This window comes from Roseomonas sp. TS2, assembly GCF_058833935.1.
In genome coordinates, this window is sequence record NZ_JCACVY010000102.1 from 1 (window position 1) to 15,930 (window position 15,930).

Annotated in this window: 17 protein-coding genes; 15 read left to right on the top strand and 2 right to left on the bottom strand. The window is 72.0% G+C overall.

Annotated elements, in window-relative coordinates; all coding sequences use genetic code 11:
• The 8 genes from ccmC to ACZJYS_RS15620 all read left to right on the top strand — a co-directional run.
• Positions 1-743: heme ABC transporter permease CcmC (gene ccmC, locus ACZJYS_RS15585; RefSeq protein ID WP_493179500.1), on the top strand; the 743-nt coding region annotated here is incomplete at its 5' end.
• Between the two features lie 34 nt (positions 744-777).
• The gene (locus tag ACZJYS_RS15590) at positions 778-924 is read left to right on the top strand and encodes a hypothetical protein (protein WP_181377996.1); all 147 of its coding nucleotides are present in this window, start codon (positions 778-780) and stop codon (positions 922-924) included.
• Positions 921-1,445: a cytochrome c maturation protein CcmE gene (ccmE, locus tag ACZJYS_RS15595; protein WP_109515710.1), complete on the top strand. Its 525-nt coding sequence runs from the start codon at positions 921-923 to the stop codon at positions 1,443-1,445. Before ACZJYS_RS15590 ends, ccmE begins: the two co-directional genes overlap by 4 nt.
• Positions 1,442-3,403 carry a heme lyase CcmF/NrfE family subunit gene (locus tag ACZJYS_RS15600; RefSeq protein ID WP_493179503.1) on the top strand — a complete coding sequence of 654 codons (1,962 nt, stop codon included), beginning with the start codon at positions 1,442-1,444 and terminating at the stop codon, positions 3,401-3,403. The genes ccmE and ACZJYS_RS15600 overlap by 4 nt, the downstream gene beginning before the upstream one ends.
• Before the next feature lie 31 nt (positions 3,404-3,434).
• Positions 3,435-3,998: a DsbE family thiol:disulfide interchange protein gene (locus ACZJYS_RS15605; RefSeq protein ID WP_379631923.1), complete on the top strand. Its 564-nt coding sequence runs from the start codon at positions 3,435-3,437 to the stop codon at positions 3,996-3,998.
• Positions 3,998-4,477, top strand: coding sequence for a cytochrome c-type biogenesis protein (locus tag ACZJYS_RS15610; RefSeq protein ID WP_493179506.1), 480 nt, complete (start codon positions 3,998-4,000; stop codon positions 4,475-4,477). Before ACZJYS_RS15605 ends, ACZJYS_RS15610 begins: the two co-directional genes overlap by 1 nt.
• On the top strand, positions 4,474-5,268 hold the full coding sequence (ccmI, locus tag ACZJYS_RS15615; protein ID WP_109515706.1) for a c-type cytochrome biogenesis protein CcmI: 795 nt from the start codon (positions 4,474-4,476) through the stop codon (positions 5,266-5,268). The genes ACZJYS_RS15610 and ccmI overlap by 4 nt, the downstream gene beginning before the upstream one ends.
• Before the next feature lie 156 nt (positions 5,269-5,424).
• The gene (locus ACZJYS_RS15620; protein WP_379650331.1) at positions 5,425-6,156 is read left to right on the top strand and encodes a DUF1194 domain-containing protein; all 732 of its coding nucleotides are present in this window, start codon (positions 5,425-5,427) and stop codon (positions 6,154-6,156) included.
• Positions 6,157-6,235: 79 nt separating this feature from the next.
• On the opposite strand, the gene ACZJYS_RS15625 is transcribed toward ACZJYS_RS15620, so the two are convergent.
• On the bottom strand, positions 6,236-6,646 hold the full coding sequence (locus ACZJYS_RS15625; RefSeq protein WP_109515704.1) for a DUF3775 domain-containing protein: 411 nt from the start codon (positions 6,644-6,646) through the stop codon (positions 6,236-6,238).
• A gap of 192 nt (positions 6,647-6,838) precedes the next feature.
• Between ACZJYS_RS15625 and ACZJYS_RS15630 the strand changes: the two genes are divergently transcribed.
• Together ACZJYS_RS15630 and typA are read left to right on the top strand one after the other, a co-directional pair.
• On the top strand, positions 6,839-7,171 hold the full coding sequence (locus tag ACZJYS_RS15630; protein ID WP_379650333.1) for a hypothetical protein: 333 nt from the start codon (positions 6,839-6,841) through the stop codon (positions 7,169-7,171).
• A 196-nt stretch (positions 7,172-7,367) separates the two neighbouring features.
• A complete protein-coding gene (gene typA, locus ACZJYS_RS15635) occupies positions 7,368-9,197 on the top strand; it encodes a translational GTPase TypA (protein WP_109515703.1) in 1,830 nt (609 codons plus the stop codon).
• A gap of 148 nt (positions 9,198-9,345) precedes the next feature.
• Here the strand turns inward: typA and ACZJYS_RS15640 are convergent, their stop codons facing one another.
• Positions 9,346-10,008, bottom strand: coding sequence for a helix-turn-helix domain-containing protein (locus ACZJYS_RS15640; RefSeq protein ID WP_493179509.1), 663 nt, complete (start codon positions 10,006-10,008; stop codon positions 9,346-9,348).
• A 203-nt stretch (positions 10,009-10,211) separates the two neighbouring features.
• Here ACZJYS_RS15640 and ACZJYS_RS15645 point away from each other — a divergent pair, with 203 nt between their 5' ends.
• The 5 genes from ACZJYS_RS15645 to trkA all read left to right on the top strand — a co-directional run.
• A complete protein-coding gene (locus ACZJYS_RS15645) occupies positions 10,212-11,891 on the top strand; it encodes a peptide ABC transporter substrate-binding protein (protein WP_109515702.1) in 1,680 nt (559 codons plus the stop codon).
• Positions 11,876-12,046: a hypothetical protein gene (locus ACZJYS_RS15650; RefSeq protein ID WP_493179511.1), complete on the top strand. Its 171-nt coding sequence runs from the start codon at positions 11,876-11,878 to the stop codon at positions 12,044-12,046. Before ACZJYS_RS15645 ends, ACZJYS_RS15650 begins: the two co-directional genes overlap by 16 nt.
• Positions 12,047-12,067: 21 nt before the next feature.
• A complete protein-coding gene (locus tag ACZJYS_RS15655) occupies positions 12,068-13,396 on the top strand; it encodes an NAD(P)/FAD-dependent oxidoreductase (RefSeq protein ID WP_493179513.1) in 1,329 nt (442 codons plus the stop codon).
• A 102-nt stretch (positions 13,397-13,498) separates the two neighbouring features.
• Positions 13,499-14,572, top strand: coding sequence for an AGE family epimerase/isomerase (locus ACZJYS_RS15660; RefSeq protein ID WP_493179515.1), 1,074 nt, complete (start codon positions 13,499-13,501; stop codon positions 14,570-14,572).
• 12 nt (positions 14,573-14,584) lie between these two features.
• Positions 14,585-15,930 (top strand): Trk system potassium transporter TrkA (trkA, locus tag ACZJYS_RS15665; RefSeq protein WP_493179517.1); only part of this gene is annotated, 1,346 nt, incomplete at its 3' end.

A 15,930-nucleotide genomic window follows, 5' to 3' on the forward strand; every position in this document is an offset into this window, starting at 1 on the left:
GCTTCCTGCGGCTGACGGACCGCGCGCTGCCCTGGCTGTGGGGCGCCGCCGTGCTGGTGCTGGGGATCGGCGCCGCCTGGGCGCTGCTCTTCTCGCCGCCCGACTGGCAGCAGGGCGAGACGGTGCGGATCATGTACGTCCATGTCCCGATGGCCTGGCTGGCGATGGGCGGCTATCTCGGCCTCGCCATCGCCTCGCTGATGTCGCTGATCTGGCGCCACCCGCTGGCCGACCTCGCGGCGCGGGAGCTCTCGCCCGTGGGGGCCATGGTCACGGCGCTCTGCCTCGCCACCGGCAGCCTGTGGGGCCGGCCGATGTGGGGCACCTGGTGGGCCTGGGATGCGCGGATGACCTCCGTGCTGGTGCTGTTCTTCCTCTGGATGGGCCACGCCGCCCTGGTCCGCGCCTTCGACGAGGAGGAGCGCGGCGCGCGGGCCGGCGCCATCCTCGCCCTGGTGGGGGCGGTGAACCTGCCGGTCATCAAGTGGAGCGTGGACTGGTTCAACACGCTGCACCAGTCGGCCTCCGTCACGCGGGCGGCGGCGCCGGGGCTGCATGTCGATATCCTCTACCCGCTGCTCACCTGCGCGGCAGGGTTCGGGCTGGCCTTCGCGGCGCTGGTGCTGGCGCGCACGCGGGCGGCGGTGATGGAGCGGCGGGTGCGGCAGTTGCAACTGGCCCAGGCACGGCGACATGACACGCAGCGGCCCGCGGCCGGCCCGGCGGCGGACCTCCAGGCTTGATGCAAGTCATGGAAAAACCTGACAGAAGGGCGGCATGACGCAGCATTGGTGGCATGTGGCCATCTCCTGGGGGCTGGCGGCGCTGGGCTTCGGGGGCATGGCGGTCCTGGCCGCGTGGCGGCACGCGGCGGCGAAGCGGCATCTGGCCCGGCTGGATCCGCGCGAGAGGAGGCGGGCATGAAATCGTCGCGCAAGCGGCGCCGGATGTGGATCGTGGTGCTGGCGGGGCTCGGCCTCGGCTCGGCCACGGCGCTCACCCTCACCGCCTTCCAGGACAACCTGGTCTTCTTCCTGGCGCCGAGCGACATCGCCAGCAAGAACCCGGGGCCGGAGCGCGCCTTCCGCCTGGGCGGGCTGGTCGAGGCCGGCAGCCTCCAGCGCGCCCAGGCCGCCGATGGCCGCACCGAGGCGCGCTTCCGCGTCACCGACGGGCCGGCGACCATCCCCGTCTCCTATGTCGGCGTGCTGCCGGACCTGTTCCGCGAGGGGCAGGGCGTTGTCACCCTCGGCAAGCTGGGGGCAGACGGGCTGTTCCGCGCCAGCGAGGTGCTGGCCCGCCACGACGAGACCTACATGCCCCCCGAGGTGGCCGACGCGCTGAAGCGCAGCGGCCACTGGGACCCGGCCCAGGGCGCCGCCCCCCCGGCGGCCTCCTGGAACACCCTCTCGCCGGCTGCGGCGCAGGAGCGCAACGGCGGATGATCGCGGAACTCGGGCACTTCGCCCTGGCGCTGGCGCTGGCGCTCGCCCTGGCGCAGAGCTTCGTGCCGCTGCTCGGCGCCGCCCGCAACGATGCCCGGCTGATGGCCGCGGCCGGTCCGCTGGCGGCGGGGCACCTGCTGGCCTGCGCCGCCGCCTTCGGCGCGCTGCTCTGGGCCTTCGCGGTGAACGACACCAGCGTCATCAACGTGGTGCAGAACAGCCACTCGGCCAAGCCGATGCTCTACAAGCTCTCCGGCGCCTGGGGGAACCACGAGGGCTCGATGCTGCTCTGGGTGCTGATCCTGGCGCTGTGCGGCGGCGCGGTGGCCGGCTTCGGGCGGGACCTGCCCTCGGCGCTGCGCGCCCGCGTGCTCGGCGTGCTGGGGCTGGTGGCGGTGGGCTTCCTGGCCTTCGTGCTGATCACCTCCAACCCCTTCGGCCGCGTCTGGCCGCCGCCGCCGGACGGCCAGGGGCTGAACCCGGTGCTGCAGGACCCCGGCCTCGCCTTCCACCCACCGCTGCTCTACCTCGGCTATGTCGGCTACGCCGTCACCTTCGCCTTCGCCGTCGCCGCCCTGCTGGAGGGGCGGGTGGATGCCGCCTGGGGCCGCTGGGTGCGCCCCTGGGCGCTGGCGGCGTGGTCCTTCCTGACGCTCGGCATCGCGCTCGGCTCCTGGTGGGCCTATTACGAGCTGGGCTGGGGCGGCTGGTGGTTCTGGGACCCGGTGGAGAACGCTTCCCTCCTGCCCTGGCTGGCGGGAACGGCGCTGCTGCATTCCGCCATCGTGGTCGAGAAGCGGGAGGCGCTGAAGGTCTGGTCGGTGCTGCTGGCGCTGCTGGCCTTCGGCTTTTCGCTGCTCGGCACCTTCCTGGTGCGCTCGGGCGTGCTGAACTCCGTCCACGCCTTCGCCAACGACCCGGAGCGCGGCGTCTTCATCCTCGGCCTGCTGGTGTTCTACGTGGCGGGGGGCTTCGCGCTGTTCGCCTGGCGGGCGCCCAGCATGGCCCCGGCCGGGCTGTTCCAGCCGCTCTCGCGCGAGGGCGGGCTGGTGCTGAACAACCTGCTGCTCTGCTCCATGGCCGCCGTGGTGCTCACCGGCACCCTCTGGCCGATGTTCGCCGACCTGCTGCTGGGGCAGAAGATCTCGGTGGGCCCGCCCTTCTTCAACACCGCCATCCTGCCGCTGGCCGTGCCGCTGGTGCTGGCCATGGCCGCCGGGCCGCTCATGCCCTGGAAGCGGGCGCAGCTCTGGCCGGTGCTGCAACGCCTGTGGTGGGCGGCGCTGCTGGCGGCGCTGGCCGTGGCGCTGTGCTTCGCCTATGCGGGCGTGCGCATCGGCCCGGCGCTGGGCTTCGCCGCCGCCGCCTGGCTGGTGGCCGGCGCCCTGGCCGACATCTTCGACCGCATCGCCCTGTTCCGCCGCCCCGCCGCAGCCTGGAGCCGGGCGCGTGGCCTGCCGCGCGCCGCCTGGGGCGCCGCCATCGCCCATGCCGGGCTCGGCATCTCCATCCTCGGCATGGCCGGTATGGGGCTGGCGACCGATCGCCTCGCCGCGCTGCGCCCCGGCGCCAGCCTCGCCCATGCCGGCTACGAGTGGCGGCTGGACCGGGTGGAGGACGTGATCGGCCCCAACTGGACCGCCCGCCGCGCCACTGTCACCGTCACGCGCGGCGGCGCCCCCGTCACGGTGCTGACGCCGGAGCGGCGCTTCTTCCCCGTCGGCCGGATGAACACCACCGAGGCCGCCATCCACACCACCTGGCTCTCCGACCTCTATGCGGTGATGGGCGAGGAGGAGGGCGGCACCGCCGTGCTGCGCATCCACCACAACCCGCTCGCGCCCTGGATCTGGCTGGGCGCCGTGATCATGGCGCTGGGCGGCGGCATCTCCCTCAGCGACCGGCGCATCCGGGTGGCGGCCCCGGCGCCCCGCGCCGGCGCGGCGGCGCGGGCCTGACCCGCCGACACCCCATGACCGGAGCCTGCCCATGCCCCTGACCTCCCGCCGCATGCTGATGCTGGCCCCGCTCGGCATCGCCGTGGCCGGCGGCGCCGGCTTCTACGCCATGCTGCGCGGCCTGGGCACGGGCAGCTACGACCCGCGCGGCGTGCCCTCCGTGCTGGTGGGCCGCGCCGCGCCGCCCTTCGCCCTGCCGCCGCTGGAGGCCACCGGCCTGCCCGGCTTCACCGATGCCGAGCTGCGCGACCTGCCGGCGCCGATGCTGGTGAATTTCTGGGCCAGCTGGTGCGTGCCCTGCATCATCGAGCACCCGCAGCTGATGCGGCTGGCGCGCGAGGGCGTGGCCGTCTGGGGCGTCAACTACAAGGACAAGCCGGCCGACGCGGCGCAGTTCCTCACCCGCCACGGCAACCCCTTCCAGCGCCTCGGCGCCGACCAGCCGGGGCGCGTCGCCATCGACTGGGGCGTCTATGGCGTGCCGGAGACCTACCTGCTGGACCGCAAGGGCATCGTCCGCTGGCGCTGGCCCGGGCCCGTGACGCCCGAGGTGCTGGAGCAGGACATCCGCCCGCTGCTGCGGCGCCACGCCTGATGCGCCGCCTCGCCACCCTCGCTTTGCTGGGATGGGCCTCCCTCGCCCCTGCCCTCGGCGTCGGCCTGCCCTCCGAGATGCTGCGCGACCCGGCGGAGGAGGAGCGCGCCCGCGCCATCGGGCGAGAGCTGCGCTGCCTCGTCTGCCAGAACCAGTCGATCGAGGACAGCGATGCGGATCTGGCGCGCGACCTGCGCCGCATCGTGCGCGAGCGTATCGCCGCCGGCGAGGACGACCGCGCGGTGGTGGACTACGTACACGACCGCTACGGCGACTTCGTGCTGCTGCGGCCGCCCTTCTCGGCGGCCACGGCGCTGCTGTGGGGCATGCCGCTGCTGGCGCTGGGCGGCGGCGGTCTGGCCCTGCTGCTGCTGCGCCGCCACCAGCGGGCGGAGCAGGGCGCGTGGCCCGAGCCGGCGCCGCTGACGCCCGAGGAACGCGCCCGGCTGGCGGCGCTGGAGGATGACGCCACGCGATGATCTGGCTGCTGTTCCTGGGGCTGGCGGCGCTCGCCCTGGCGCCGCTCGGGCTCGCGCTGCTGCGCCCCGCCCGCCTCACCGGCCGGCGCGAGGCCGACCTCGCCCTCTACCGCGCCCAGCTGGCCGAGCTGGAGCGCGAGCGCGCCGCCGGGCGGCTGGACGAGGCCGCGCACCGCGCCGCCACGGTCGAGGTGCAGCGCCGCCTGCTGGCCAGCGAGGGCGCCGAGCGCCAGGGCCGTGCCGGGCGCGGCGCCGCGGCGCTGGCGGCGCTGCTGTTCCTGGTGCCGGCGCTGGGCTTCGCCATCTACCTCCGGGGCGGCAACCCGGAGGTGCCGGCCGCGCCCTATGTGGAGCGGGCCGAGGCGGCGGCGCGCGACGACGCGCTGATGGCGCAACTGCGCGCCCGGCTGGAGCAGGTGCCGGCCGACAGCGAGGCGGCGCGCCAGGGCTGGATCCTGCTCGGCAATGCCGAGCGCGGCCGCGGCCGCTGGGAGGCCGCCGCCGAGGCCTGGCGCCGCGCGCTGGCCGCGCGCTTCGAGGGGCCGCTGGCCGCCGAGCTGGCCGAACTGCTGATCGAGCGCGGCGCGCTGGAGGAGGCCGCCGCCCTGCTCACCCGCGCCCTCTCCGCCGACCCGGAGCAGCCCCGCCTGCGCTACCTGACCGGCCTGGCCGAGGCGCGCGCCGGCCGCACCGAGAATGCCCGCAGCGCCTGGCGCGCCCTGCTCGCCCAGGCCCCGGCCGACGCGCCCTGGCGCGCCCTGGTGGAGCGGCGGCTGCAGGAATTGCCCTGAACCGGCCTGTATTTTACGAAGTCGGAATGTTCCTCTGCCATTCTGGAGCGGCTTTCCAGGATGGTCGGGAACCGCACGCAGACTTGCACTCGTAACGGTTGCAGCTTCCCCCCCTGGATCGGCTTTGCTGGTCATCGGACAGGCAGGAGGCTCGGTATGCGTCGACGTTCCTTGCTGGCGGCAGGTGGTCTGGCGGCTGCGGCCGCGCTCCTGCCCGGACGGGCCAGGGCGGAGGAGGCGGTCGATGTCCTCCTCGTCCTGGCGGTCGATGTCTCGCGGTCGATCGACGAGGATGAGGCGCGGCTCCAGCGGGAAGGCTACCGCGCCGCGATGTCCGACCCGAAGGTGGTCGAGGCGCTGCAGGGCGGCATTCTGGGCGCCATCGCCGTCACCTATGTCGAATGGGCGGGGGCGGAGTACCAGCGGCAGGTGCTGCCCTGGCAGCGCATCGGCAGCCAGGCCGAGGCCAACCGCTGGTCCGACATGCTGGCCGAGGCGCCGCGCGCCTCGCTCTCCTGGACCTCGATCTCCGCCGGCATCGACTTCAGCGTGCGGATGCTGGCCGAGGCCCCGTTCGAGGGCACGCGGCGCGTCATCGACATCTCGGGCGACGGGGTGAACAATTCCGGCGGCCCGGTGGAGGCGGCGCGGGACGCGGCGGTGGCGCAGGGCATCGTCATCAACGGCCTGCCGATCATGAACGACAACCCGACCTTCGGCCGGCGCCTCAGCATCCCGCTCGACCGGTACTACGCCGAATCCGTCATCGGCGGCGCCGGCGCCTTCCTGGTCGCGGCGGAGAGCTTCGAGAGCTTCGGCGTCGCCGTGCGGCGCAAGCTGATCCGCGAGATCGCCGGCGCCGGCGGGCCGGTCATGAACTACGCCTGATGGCGGCGCCGGAACTCCGCGCCACCCGGACCGGACGGCGCGGGTGCCCCGGCGCCCGGGGGCGCCCGGAGCGTCTGCCTCAGCGCTCGACCTCCTCGATGGCGATGCCGAAGGCGGCCAGCCCCTCGCTGATCAGGTCGCCCGCCATGTCCATGCTGAGCAGATAGGTGGCGGTGTCGGTGCCGGCGCCGCGTTCCTTGGCGAGGCGGTGCGCCTCCTCCCATTCCTCCGGCTCGTAGTCGCCGCGGCCGACCCAGGCCAGGGCCACCAGCGCCGCCTGCTCGTCCTCGTTCAGCTCGTCGATGAAGGTGGCGAGGGTCCCCTCGTCGAAATCCTCGTCGCTGACCTTGTCCTCGTCCTCGTACTCGGTGTCGCGCTCGTTGGTGTCCTCGCCCTGGACGGCGCGGATGTGGTCGACCACGGTCGCGACGGTTTCCAGACTGACGCCCAGATCGACCTCGCTCTCGTCGTCTCGCGGCGTGTCACTCATGCGGCGGCCTCCTCTCCCTGGGTCAGGCTATGGCAACGCGAAGCCGGTGGGGCAGTCTGGGGTTGCCAAAAAATTTTTGTGTTAGGGGAATGCTAACCCGGCTCGGCAACGATGCAGAGGCAGCCTCGTTGGAATCGCATGCGCCGCTCAACGATCCTCCCCCTCATCGCAGCGGTCGCCCTCGGAGCATCGATGTCCGCCCCCCGGGCCACCGACCCTGTTCCCGCCGCCGGCCTGCAGCGCGTCGCGCTCGGCCTCGTCGTCCAGGAGCATGACTCCGGGCGCGGCCACGGCCAAGGTCTGGCCGCTGCCCCCGGATGCGCTGAATCAGCGCCCCTGTTCCGCTCCAACATGCCGCGCTTCGTCCGCTGGCAGCCTGCCGCGGCGGAAGCCGGGGAGGCCGTGCCCGAGGCGGCGGAGGAGATCCCGCCCGCCATGCACCAGGCGCTGCATCTCTGCGTGGTGGAGAAATTCCAGCCCCGGCGCCCCTTCGGCGGCGCCAGCAAGGCGCTGTACCGGCTGTAGGTTTCCGGCCGCGGGAGGCTGCCTTGCAGCCCGCGCCGGGGTTCGGGGCGCGAAAGGCTCGCTTTTTGCGCCCGATCATCCTATCTGTGCGCCGCAACAAGCCGCCAGGCCCGCCCTGCCCGACCCCGCCGCATCCCTGCGGTCAGGGGAATCGGGCCGCGTGCGCAGGCGGCGCAGCCTCGGGACTGCCCGCCTTATGGAACTGCGCAACGTCGCCATCATCGCCCACGTCGACCATGGCAAGACCACGCTGGTCGACAACCTGCTGAAGCAGGCTGGCGCCTTCCGCGCCAACCAGCAGGTCGCCGAACGCGCCATGGACCGCAACGACCTGGAGCGTGAGCGCGGCATCACCATTCTCGCCAAGTCCACCGCCGTCGAGTGGAAGGGCGTGAAGATCAACATTGTCGACACCCCCGGCCACGCCGATTTCGGCGGCGAGGTGGAGCGCATCCTGTCGATGGTCGATGGCGCCATCGTGCTGTGCGACGCCGCCGAGGGGCCGCTGCCGCAGACCAAGTTCGTGCTGACCAAGGCGCTGGCCCGCGGCCTGAAGCCGATCGTCGTCATCAACAAGGTCGACCGCCAGGACGCCCGCGCCGACGAGGTGCTGAACGAGGTGTTCGACCTGTTCGCGGCGCTCGGCGCCAGCGACGAGCAGCTCGACTTCCACACCATGTTCGCCTCCGGCCGCCAGGGCTGGGCCGACCTGACGATGGACGGTCCGCGCAAGGACCTGTCGCCGATGTTCGACCTGATCCTGAGCCATGTGCCGCAGCCGACGGTCGACGCCACGGCGCCCTTCGCGATGAACGCCTCGATCCTGGAGGCCGACCCGTTCCTGGGCCGCATCCTCACGGGCCGCATCGAGCAGGGCGTGGCGCGCACCAACATGCCGGTGCGCGTGCTGCGCCAGGACGGCTCGGTCGTCGAGACGGGCCGCCTGACCAAGCTGATGACCTTCTCCGGCCTGGAGCGCGTGCCGGTCGACGAGGTGCAGGCGGGCGACATCTGCGCCATCGCCGGCCTGTCGGACGCCACCATCCCCGACACCATCGCCTCCCCCGAGGTGACGGAGCCGCTGCACGCGATCCCGATCGACCCGCCGACGCTGTCCATGACCTTCCGCATCAATGACGGCCCGCTCGGCGGCCGCGAGGGCAAGAAGGTCACGTCGCGCCAGATCCGCGACCGGCTGTTCAAGGAGATCGAGGGCAACGTCGCCATCAAGGTGAAGGTGTCCGAGGAAGTGGACGCCTTCGAGGTGGCCGGCCGCGGCGAGCTGCAGCTCGGCGTGCTGATCGAGACGATGCGCCGCGAGGGCTTCGAGCTGACCATCGGCCGCCCGCGCGTGCTGACGCAGGTGAACCCGGAGACCGGCGAGAAGGAAGAGCCCTTCGAGGAAGCCGTCATCGACGTCGATGAGGAATACTCGGGCGTCGTCGTCGAGAAGATGTCCGTCCGCAAGGGCATGATGCAGGACATGCGCCCCTCGGGTGGCGGCAAGGTGCGCCTGACCTTCCACATCCCGTCGCGCGGGCTGATCGGCTACCACGGCGAGTTCATGACGGACACGCGCGGCACCGGCATGATGAACCGCCTGTTCCTGGGCTATCAGCCCTGGGCCGGGCCGATCGAGGGCCGTATCAAGGGCAGCCTGATCTCCAACTCCGATGGCGAGGCGGTGCAGTACGCGCTGTTCTCCCTGCAGGAGCGCGGCACGCTGTTCGTCGATCCGGGCGCCAAGGTCTATACCGGCCTGATCCTGGGCGAGCATTCGCGCGAGAACGACCTCGACGTGAATCCGATCAAGGAAAAGAAGCTCACCAACGTCCGCGCCGCCGGCAAGGACGAGGCGCTGCTGCTGGTGCCGCCGCGCCGCATGAGCCTGGAGCAGGCCATCGCCTACATCGAGGAGGACGAGCTGGTGGAGGTGACGCCGACCGCCGTCCGCCTGCGCAAGCGCTACCTCGACCCGCATGAGCGCAAGAAGCACGCCAAGCGCTCCGACAGCGAGGCCGCTTAATTCTGCAAGCTGCCGGTCAGGGGTGAGACGTCGGCCGCTGTGCTAAACTGGGGTGACCCGTTCGAGTGCAGCGAGCCCGTCCCGGCCATGACCGGCAGCGGCCAGAAAAAAGAAGGGGTCCAGGGGAATTCATTCCCCTGGCCTTTTTTTATGCCTCCGTGCTGGGCACCGTGATCCAGACGATGCGCGTCGGCGCCTCGGTCGGGTTGTCGAACATGTGCGGCACGGTGCTGGGGAAGCGGAAGGTGTCGCCCGCCTCCAGCAGGTGTGCCTCATGGTCCAGCCAGAGGCGCAGCGTGCCGGCCAGCACGTAGCCCGCCTTCTCCCCCTGGTGCTTGACGAAATCCGCGCCCGAGGAGCCGCCCGGGCTCAGCGTCAGCTCGTACATCTCCATTCGCCCCGGCGCGTCCGGCGCCAGCGATTCCTTCAGCACGCCGGAGCGGGTGAGGCGCAGCAGCCGCCGCTGCGCGCGGCGCACGATGTAGCGCGGCGCCGGGCCGGTGGGCCGTTCCTCGAAGAAGAACGAGATCGGCACCTGGAGTGCCAGCCCGAGCAGCCGCAGGGTGCGGATGGAGGGGGTGGCCAGCCCGCGCTCCACCTGGCTGATCATGCCAATGGAAAGCCCGGTGCGCCGGCCCAGCTCCTGGATCGACAGCCCCAGCCGCTGCCGCAGCATCCGCACGCATTCCCCCAGGCGGCGGTCGCTGGCATCGTCGTCGATGCTGGCATCCACGCTGGCATCCAGGCCGGGCTCCGCCGCGCTGGCGGGCTCCAGCGCCGTCGTGGCGGCCAGCTCAGCCCGAGGCTTCATGCGCATCTCTCCCGCAGGGTGCCGCTGCCATGCCGGCCATGCCGGATTGTTGCAAGGCGATTGACAAGCAAATTTCATGAGAGTGAACATGAGCGCAAGAATTTTGACCGGGCTGAAAACACCCGGCCCGGGAGAGTTGGTGCGGCCAATCCGGCGCTGATCCCGATGGGCGGGACGGCCCGGTGGAGTGGGAGACGAGAAGCATGACGCATGACGAGTCCGCCCTGCGCTGGCAGCGCATCCTCTCGCCCACGCGGCGCGGCCTGTTCGCCATCGGCGGCGGCGCCGCGGCGGCGCTGGCCGCCGGCCCCGCCCGCGCCCAGGGCCAGCCCCAGGGCCGCCCGCCGGAGAAGCCGAAGGGGCAGGTGATCGTCGGCCTGTCGCAGGAGCCGACGGTGTTCCACCCGCTGATGCCGGGCATCGAGGTGGACCAGGGCGTCTGGTGGAACCTGTTCAGCACCCTCTGGTACATCGATCCGGACGGCAACTTCGTCCCCGACCTCGCCGCCGAGATGCCGACGCAGCAGAATGGCGGCATCTCCGAGGACGGGCTGACCTGGAAGATCAAGCTGCGGTCCGGCGTGACCTGGCATGACGGCACGCCCTTCACCGCCGAGGACGTGAAGTTCAGCCTGGACCTGATCAACAATCCCAATTTCCGGGTGCGCAACCGGGTCGGGCACGCGCTGGTCAAGGACATCCGGGTGGTGGCGCCGGACCAGATCGAGTGGCGGATGGAGACGGCCTATGCGCCCTACCTCTCCATCCTCTCGCTCACCTTCATCGTGCCGAAGCACAAGCTGGCCGACGCGGCGGACCCGAACAGCACGCCCTTCCAGGCCGCGCCCGTGGGCACCGGCGCCTTCCGCTGGGGCAGCCGCGCGGCGGGCGACCATATCCTGCTGAACGCCAACCCCGCCTATCACGGCAAGGGGCCGTATGTGGAGCGGCTGGTGTTCAAGTACATCCCGGACCTGACGGTGCTCTACACCCAGTTCCGCACCGGCCAGATCGACTACACCGGCATCGGCGGCATCACCCCCAACTTCGCGCGTGAGGCGCAGGGGCTGCGCGGCCGCAAGGTGCATGTGAACCCCACCGCCTCGGTGGAGAGCATCGCCCCCAACCTCGGCTTCCCCGCCCTGGCGGACAAGGTGGTGCGGCAGGCGCTCTACATGAGCATGAACAAGAAGGCGCTGATCGACGCCATCTACTACGGCCTGCCGACGCCGACCGAATCCTTCCTCCCCCGGCAGTCCTGGGCCATCAACCCCGACCTGCCGAAGCACGAATACAACCCCGCCAAGGCCAATGCGATGCTGGACGCCGCCGGCTGGAAGCGTGGCGCGGGCGGCATCCGCGAGAAGGATGGGGTGCGGCTGGAGTTCACCAACTCCACCACCACCGGCAACCAGGTGCGCGAGCAGGCGCAGCAATACCTGATGCAGGAATGGCAGGGCATCGGCGCCGCCATGAAGATCCAGAACATGCCCGCCGCCGTCATCTGGGGCGAGTTCTGGCAGATGTCGAAGTTCAACTCCGTCATGGTCAGCGTGAACTACCAGCTCGGCAGCGACCCGGACGTGACGCCGCGCTTCAGCAGCAAGGCCATCCCCGCCAAGGGCGGGCGCGGCCAGAACACCTTCCAGTTCGAGAACGCCGAGGTGGACGCGCTGCTGCTGAAGGGCGCCACCCAGTTCGACCAGGCGGCGCGCAAGGCCACCTATGGCCGCATCCAGGAGATCATCCGCGACGAGCTGACGATCCTGCCGATCTTCCAGCAGGTGCTGGTGGAGGGCGTGAAGGAAGGGCTGCACGGCTTCCGCGCCAACATCAACACCTCCTCCAACTGCTGGAACATCCGCGAGTGGTACTGGGCCTGACCAAGCTGGGCCTGACCAAGCTGGGCCTGACCAAGCTGGGCCTGACCAAGCTGGGCCTGACCAAGCTGGGCCTGACCAAGCTGGGCCTGACCAAGCTGGGCCTGACCAGGCTAGGCCTGGCCAGGACCCGCCCGCAGCCCCTTCCGCCTTCCTGACCGCCTGCAAGGACACGCCTCATGTCGCCACCTGTCGACCGCATTGCCAGCGACGAGACGCTGCCGGAGGCGGTCGATGTCGTCGTCATCGGCGCCGGCATCATCGGCGTCGCCGCCGCCTACCACCTGGCGAAGAAGGGCCATTCGGTCGCGCTGATCGAGAAGGGGCATGTCGGCGCCGAGCAATCCAGCCGCAACTGGGGCTGGTGCCGCCAGCAGGGGCGGGACCGGCACGAGATCCCGCTCGCCCGCGCCAGCCTGGAGATGTGGGGCGGGCTGCACGAGGAGATCGGCGCCGATCTCGGCTTCCGCCGCAAGGGCGTGCTCTGGGTGACGAAGGACCCGAAGGAGCTGGCCGGCTGGGAGCGCTGGGCGAACGACGCGCGGCAGATGCAGGTGCACAGCCATATGCTGAGCGCCGCCGAGGTGGCCGAGCGCCTGCCGGACAGCACCGAGGGCTGGATCGGCGGCATGGAGACGCCGAGCGATGGCCGCGCCGAGCCCTCCAAGGCCGCGCCGGCGCTGGCCGCCGCCGCGCGCCGGCTGGGGGTGAAGCTGTTCCAGAACTGCGCCGCGCGCGGGCTGGAGACGAAGGCCGGCGCCATCGACGCGGTGGTGACGGAGAAGGGCCGAATCCGCACCAGCGCCGTGCTGCTGGCGGGGGGCGCGTGGTCCACCCTGTTCTGCCGCCGCCACGGCATCGACCTGCCGCAGGCGATGGTGACGGGCACCGCCTTCCGCACCACCGCCGCGCCGGCGCTGACCGAGGGTGCGCTGGGCACGCCGGGCTACTGCATCCGCCGGCGCGAGGATGGCGGCTTCACCGTGGCGCTGCGCGGCCGCGGCACGCTGCACCTGACGCCGGACGGGCTGCGCTACGCCCGCCAGTTCTGGCCCACCTTCCGCCAGCGCGCCGCCAAGCTGAAGATCCGCGTCGGCAAGCCATTCCTCGACGGGCTGATGGCCGGCGCCTCCTGGTCCCTCGACCGCGAATCGCCCTTCGAGCGCACCCGCGTGCTGGACCCGGCGCCGGACATGGCGCTGGTGGAGGAGGCGCTCGCCATGCTGCGCGCCGCCTACCCCTCGCTCGCCGGCATCGGCTGCGCCGAGGCCTGGGCCGGCTCCATCGACTCGACGCCGGATGCGGTGCCGGTCATCTCGGCGGTGGAGAAGCTCAAGGGCTTCCACCTCGCCACCGGCTTCAGCGGGCACGGCTTCGGCATCGGGCCGGCGGCGGGGCGGCTGGCGGCCGATCTCGTGGCGGGGGATGCGCCGATCGTCGATGCCCACCCCTACCGCTACGCGCGGCTGGTGGACGGCACGCCGCTGGCGCCGGCGGGGGCGCTCTGACAGGAAAAGGGCGGGGGAAGGAATTCCCCCGCGCCCCCTTCTTTTTTCTGCAAGTTGGGCGCCGCTTGCGGACAGGCGCGCAGGCGCGGTAACGCGGCGGGCGTGGAACATGACGATCTCTGGCCCTGGCTGACAGGGCGGGCCTGGCCCTGCTGGCTGGCGCATGGCGTCGACTGGCAGGCGGGCGCCTTCCATGAAAGCCTGACGCTCGATGGTTATGCCTGCGCGGCGGAATTCCGCCGCCTGCGCGTGGTGGCGCGGCAGGTCTACAGCTTCTCCCTGGCGCACCGGCACGGGTTGCCGCGCGCCGCCGAGGCGGTGGAGCTGGGGCTGGACTTCCTCCGCCGCCGCGCCCGCCAGCCGGATGGCGGCTACGCCTGGCGCTTCGGCCTCGATGGCCGCGTGACCGACGGCCGGCGGGATCTCTACGACCACGCCTTCGTGCTGCTGGCGCTCTCCGCCGCCACCGCGGTGCTGCCCGCCGCGCCGCTGCGCGGCATGGCCCTGGCGCTGGACGATTTCATCGAGCGCCACATGGCCCACCCGGCCGGTGGCTACGTGGAGAGCCTGCCGCCCGCCCTGCCGCGCCGGCAGAACCCGCACATGCACCTGCTGGAAGCCCGCCTCGCCGCCGCCGAGGCCTTTGGCGAGCCGCGCTTCCTGGAGGGCGCGACGCGGCTGCTCGGCCTGTTCCGCGCGCGCCTCTTCCAGCCCGCCAGCGGCACCCTGGCCGAGTTCTTCGACGAGGAACTGGCGCCGCCCCCCGCGCCGCACCCGGTGGAGCCGGGGCACCATTGCGAATGGCTCTGGCTGCTGGAGTGGCACGCACGGCTGGCCGGCGGCCATGCCGCGCCGGAGGCGGCGGCGGCGCTGCGCGGCTTCCTCGGCCGCCCCGCCGCCCGCCGCCCCGAAGGCGCGCTGCGCGACGTGCTGGACAGCACCGGCGCCGTGCTGGAGCCGGGCGCCCGCCTCTGGCCGCAGACGGAATGGCTGAAGGCCGCCACCGCGGCCGAGCGGCCCGCCGCCGCCCGCGTGCTCGGCGCCTATCTGCGCGAGGACGGGCTGTGGCATGAGCGCCGCCTGCCGGATGGCAGCCTTAGCCATGAGCCGGCGCCGGCCAGCAGCCTGTATCATCTGAGCTGCGCCATCGCCGCCACGGCCGCGCCACGGGGCTGAAGGGAAAGCGGAATGCGGATCATCGTCTGCGGCGCGGGCCAGGTCGGCACCACCATCGCGCGGCACCTGGCGCGGGAGGGCAACGACGTCACCGTCATCGACAGCTCCGTCGAGCAGGCCCGCCGCGCCGATGAGAGCTACGACGTGCGCGGCATGGCCGGCCACGCCTCCCACCCCGAGGTGCTGCGCCAGGCGGGCGCCAAGAACGCCGACCTGCTGATCGCCGTCACCCGCTCGGACGAGGTGAACATGGTGGCCTGCCAGGTGGCCTACTCATTGTTCCACGTGAAGCGCCGCATCGCCCGGCTGCGCCACCATGGTTACCTGGAGCCGATCTGGAACGGCCTCTACGCCAGCGACCAGCTGCCGGTGGACGTCATCATCTCGCCGGAGCTGGAGGTGGCGCGCGGCATCGCCCGCCGCCTGCGCACCCCGGGCGCCTTCGACATGGTGCCGCTGGCCGATGGGCGGGTGCAGCTGCTCGGCATCCAGTGCGAGGATGCCGCCTGCCGCGTCGCCGGCGCGCCGCTCAGCGACCTGCGCCAGCGCGCCGCCGAGAACGGCTTCGTCGTCGTCGCCCTGGTGCGGGAGGGGCGCGCCTTCGTGCCCCGCCCGGAGGACGAGGTGCGCTGCGGCGACGATGTCTATGTCATCGCCCAGCCGGCGCAGGTGGACCAGGTGATGGCCGCCTTCGGCCACCGGGAACAGGTGGCGCGGCGGCTGGTCATTGTCGGCGGCGGCCATGTCGGGCTGCACCTGGCGCGGATGCTGGGGCGGGAGGCGCTGGTCTCCCTCAAGATCATCGAGCACAGCCCGGAGCGCGCCGAGCAGGTGGCGCGCGAGCTCGGCCCCTCCGTGGTGGTGCTGTGCGGCGACGCGCTGGACCGCGAGCTGCTGGAGGAGGCCAATATCGGCGCCGCCGAGACCGTCATCGCCGTCACCAACGACGACGAGACCAACATCTTTGTCTCCGTGCTGGCCAAGCGGGAGGGCTGCCAGCGCGCCATCACCCTGGTGAACAAATCCTCCTACGAGCCGATGATGGACACGCTCGGCATCGACACGGTGGTGAGCCCGAGCAGCATCACCATCTCCTCCATCCTGCGCCACGTGCGGCGCGGCGCCATCGCCCAGGTCTACCAGCTGCGCGGCGATTTCGGCGAGGTGCTGGAGGCCGAGGCGCTGGCCGGCTCCCGCCTCGTCAGCGGCCCGCTGGGCGAGATCGGCCTGCCGCCGGGCATGCTGGTGGGCGCCGTGCTGCGCGGTGGCGAGGCCATCATCCCCGATGCCACCACCCGCATCGAGCCCGGCGACGACGTCATCGCCGTGGTCTCCCACGCGGCGCTGAAGCAGGCGGA

Coding starts and splice junctions, on each gene's coding strand:
- ACZJYS_RS15590 (WP_181377996.1), top strand. CDS start 778: ATGACGCAGCATTGGTGGCATGTGGCCATCTCCTGGGGGCTGGCGGCG.
- ccmE (WP_109515710.1), top strand. CDS start 921: ATGAAATCGTCGCGCAAGCGGCGCCGGATGTGGATCGTGGTGCTGGCG.
- ACZJYS_RS15600 (WP_493179503.1), top strand. CDS start 1,442: ATGATCGCGGAACTCGGGCACTTCGCCCTGGCGCTGGCGCTGGCGCTC.
- ACZJYS_RS15605 (WP_379631923.1), top strand. CDS start 3,435: ATGCCCCTGACCTCCCGCCGCATGCTGATGCTGGCCCCGCTCGGCATC.
- ACZJYS_RS15610 (WP_493179506.1), top strand. CDS start 3,998: ATGCGCCGCCTCGCCACCCTCGCTTTGCTGGGATGGGCCTCCCTCGCC.
- ccmI (WP_109515706.1), top strand. CDS start 4,474: ATGATCTGGCTGCTGTTCCTGGGGCTGGCGGCGCTCGCCCTGGCGCCG.
- ACZJYS_RS15620 (WP_379650331.1), top strand. CDS start 5,425: ATGCGTCGACGTTCCTTGCTGGCGGCAGGTGGTCTGGCGGCTGCGGCC.
- ACZJYS_RS15625 (WP_109515704.1), bottom strand. CDS start 6,646: ATGAGTGACACGCCGCGAGACGACGAGAGCGAGGTCGATCTGGGCGTC.
- ACZJYS_RS15630 (WP_379650333.1), top strand. CDS start 6,839: ATGTCCGCCCCCCGGGCCACCGACCCTGTTCCCGCCGCCGGCCTGCAG.
- typA (WP_109515703.1), top strand. CDS start 7,368: ATGGAACTGCGCAACGTCGCCATCATCGCCCACGTCGACCATGGCAAG.
- ACZJYS_RS15640 (WP_493179509.1), bottom strand. CDS start 10,008: ATGAAGCCTCGGGCTGAGCTGGCCGCCACGACGGCGCTGGAGCCCGCC.
- ACZJYS_RS15645 (WP_109515702.1), top strand. CDS start 10,212: ATGACGCATGACGAGTCCGCCCTGCGCTGGCAGCGCATCCTCTCGCCC.
- ACZJYS_RS15655 (WP_493179513.1), top strand. CDS start 12,068: ATGTCGCCACCTGTCGACCGCATTGCCAGCGACGAGACGCTGCCGGAG.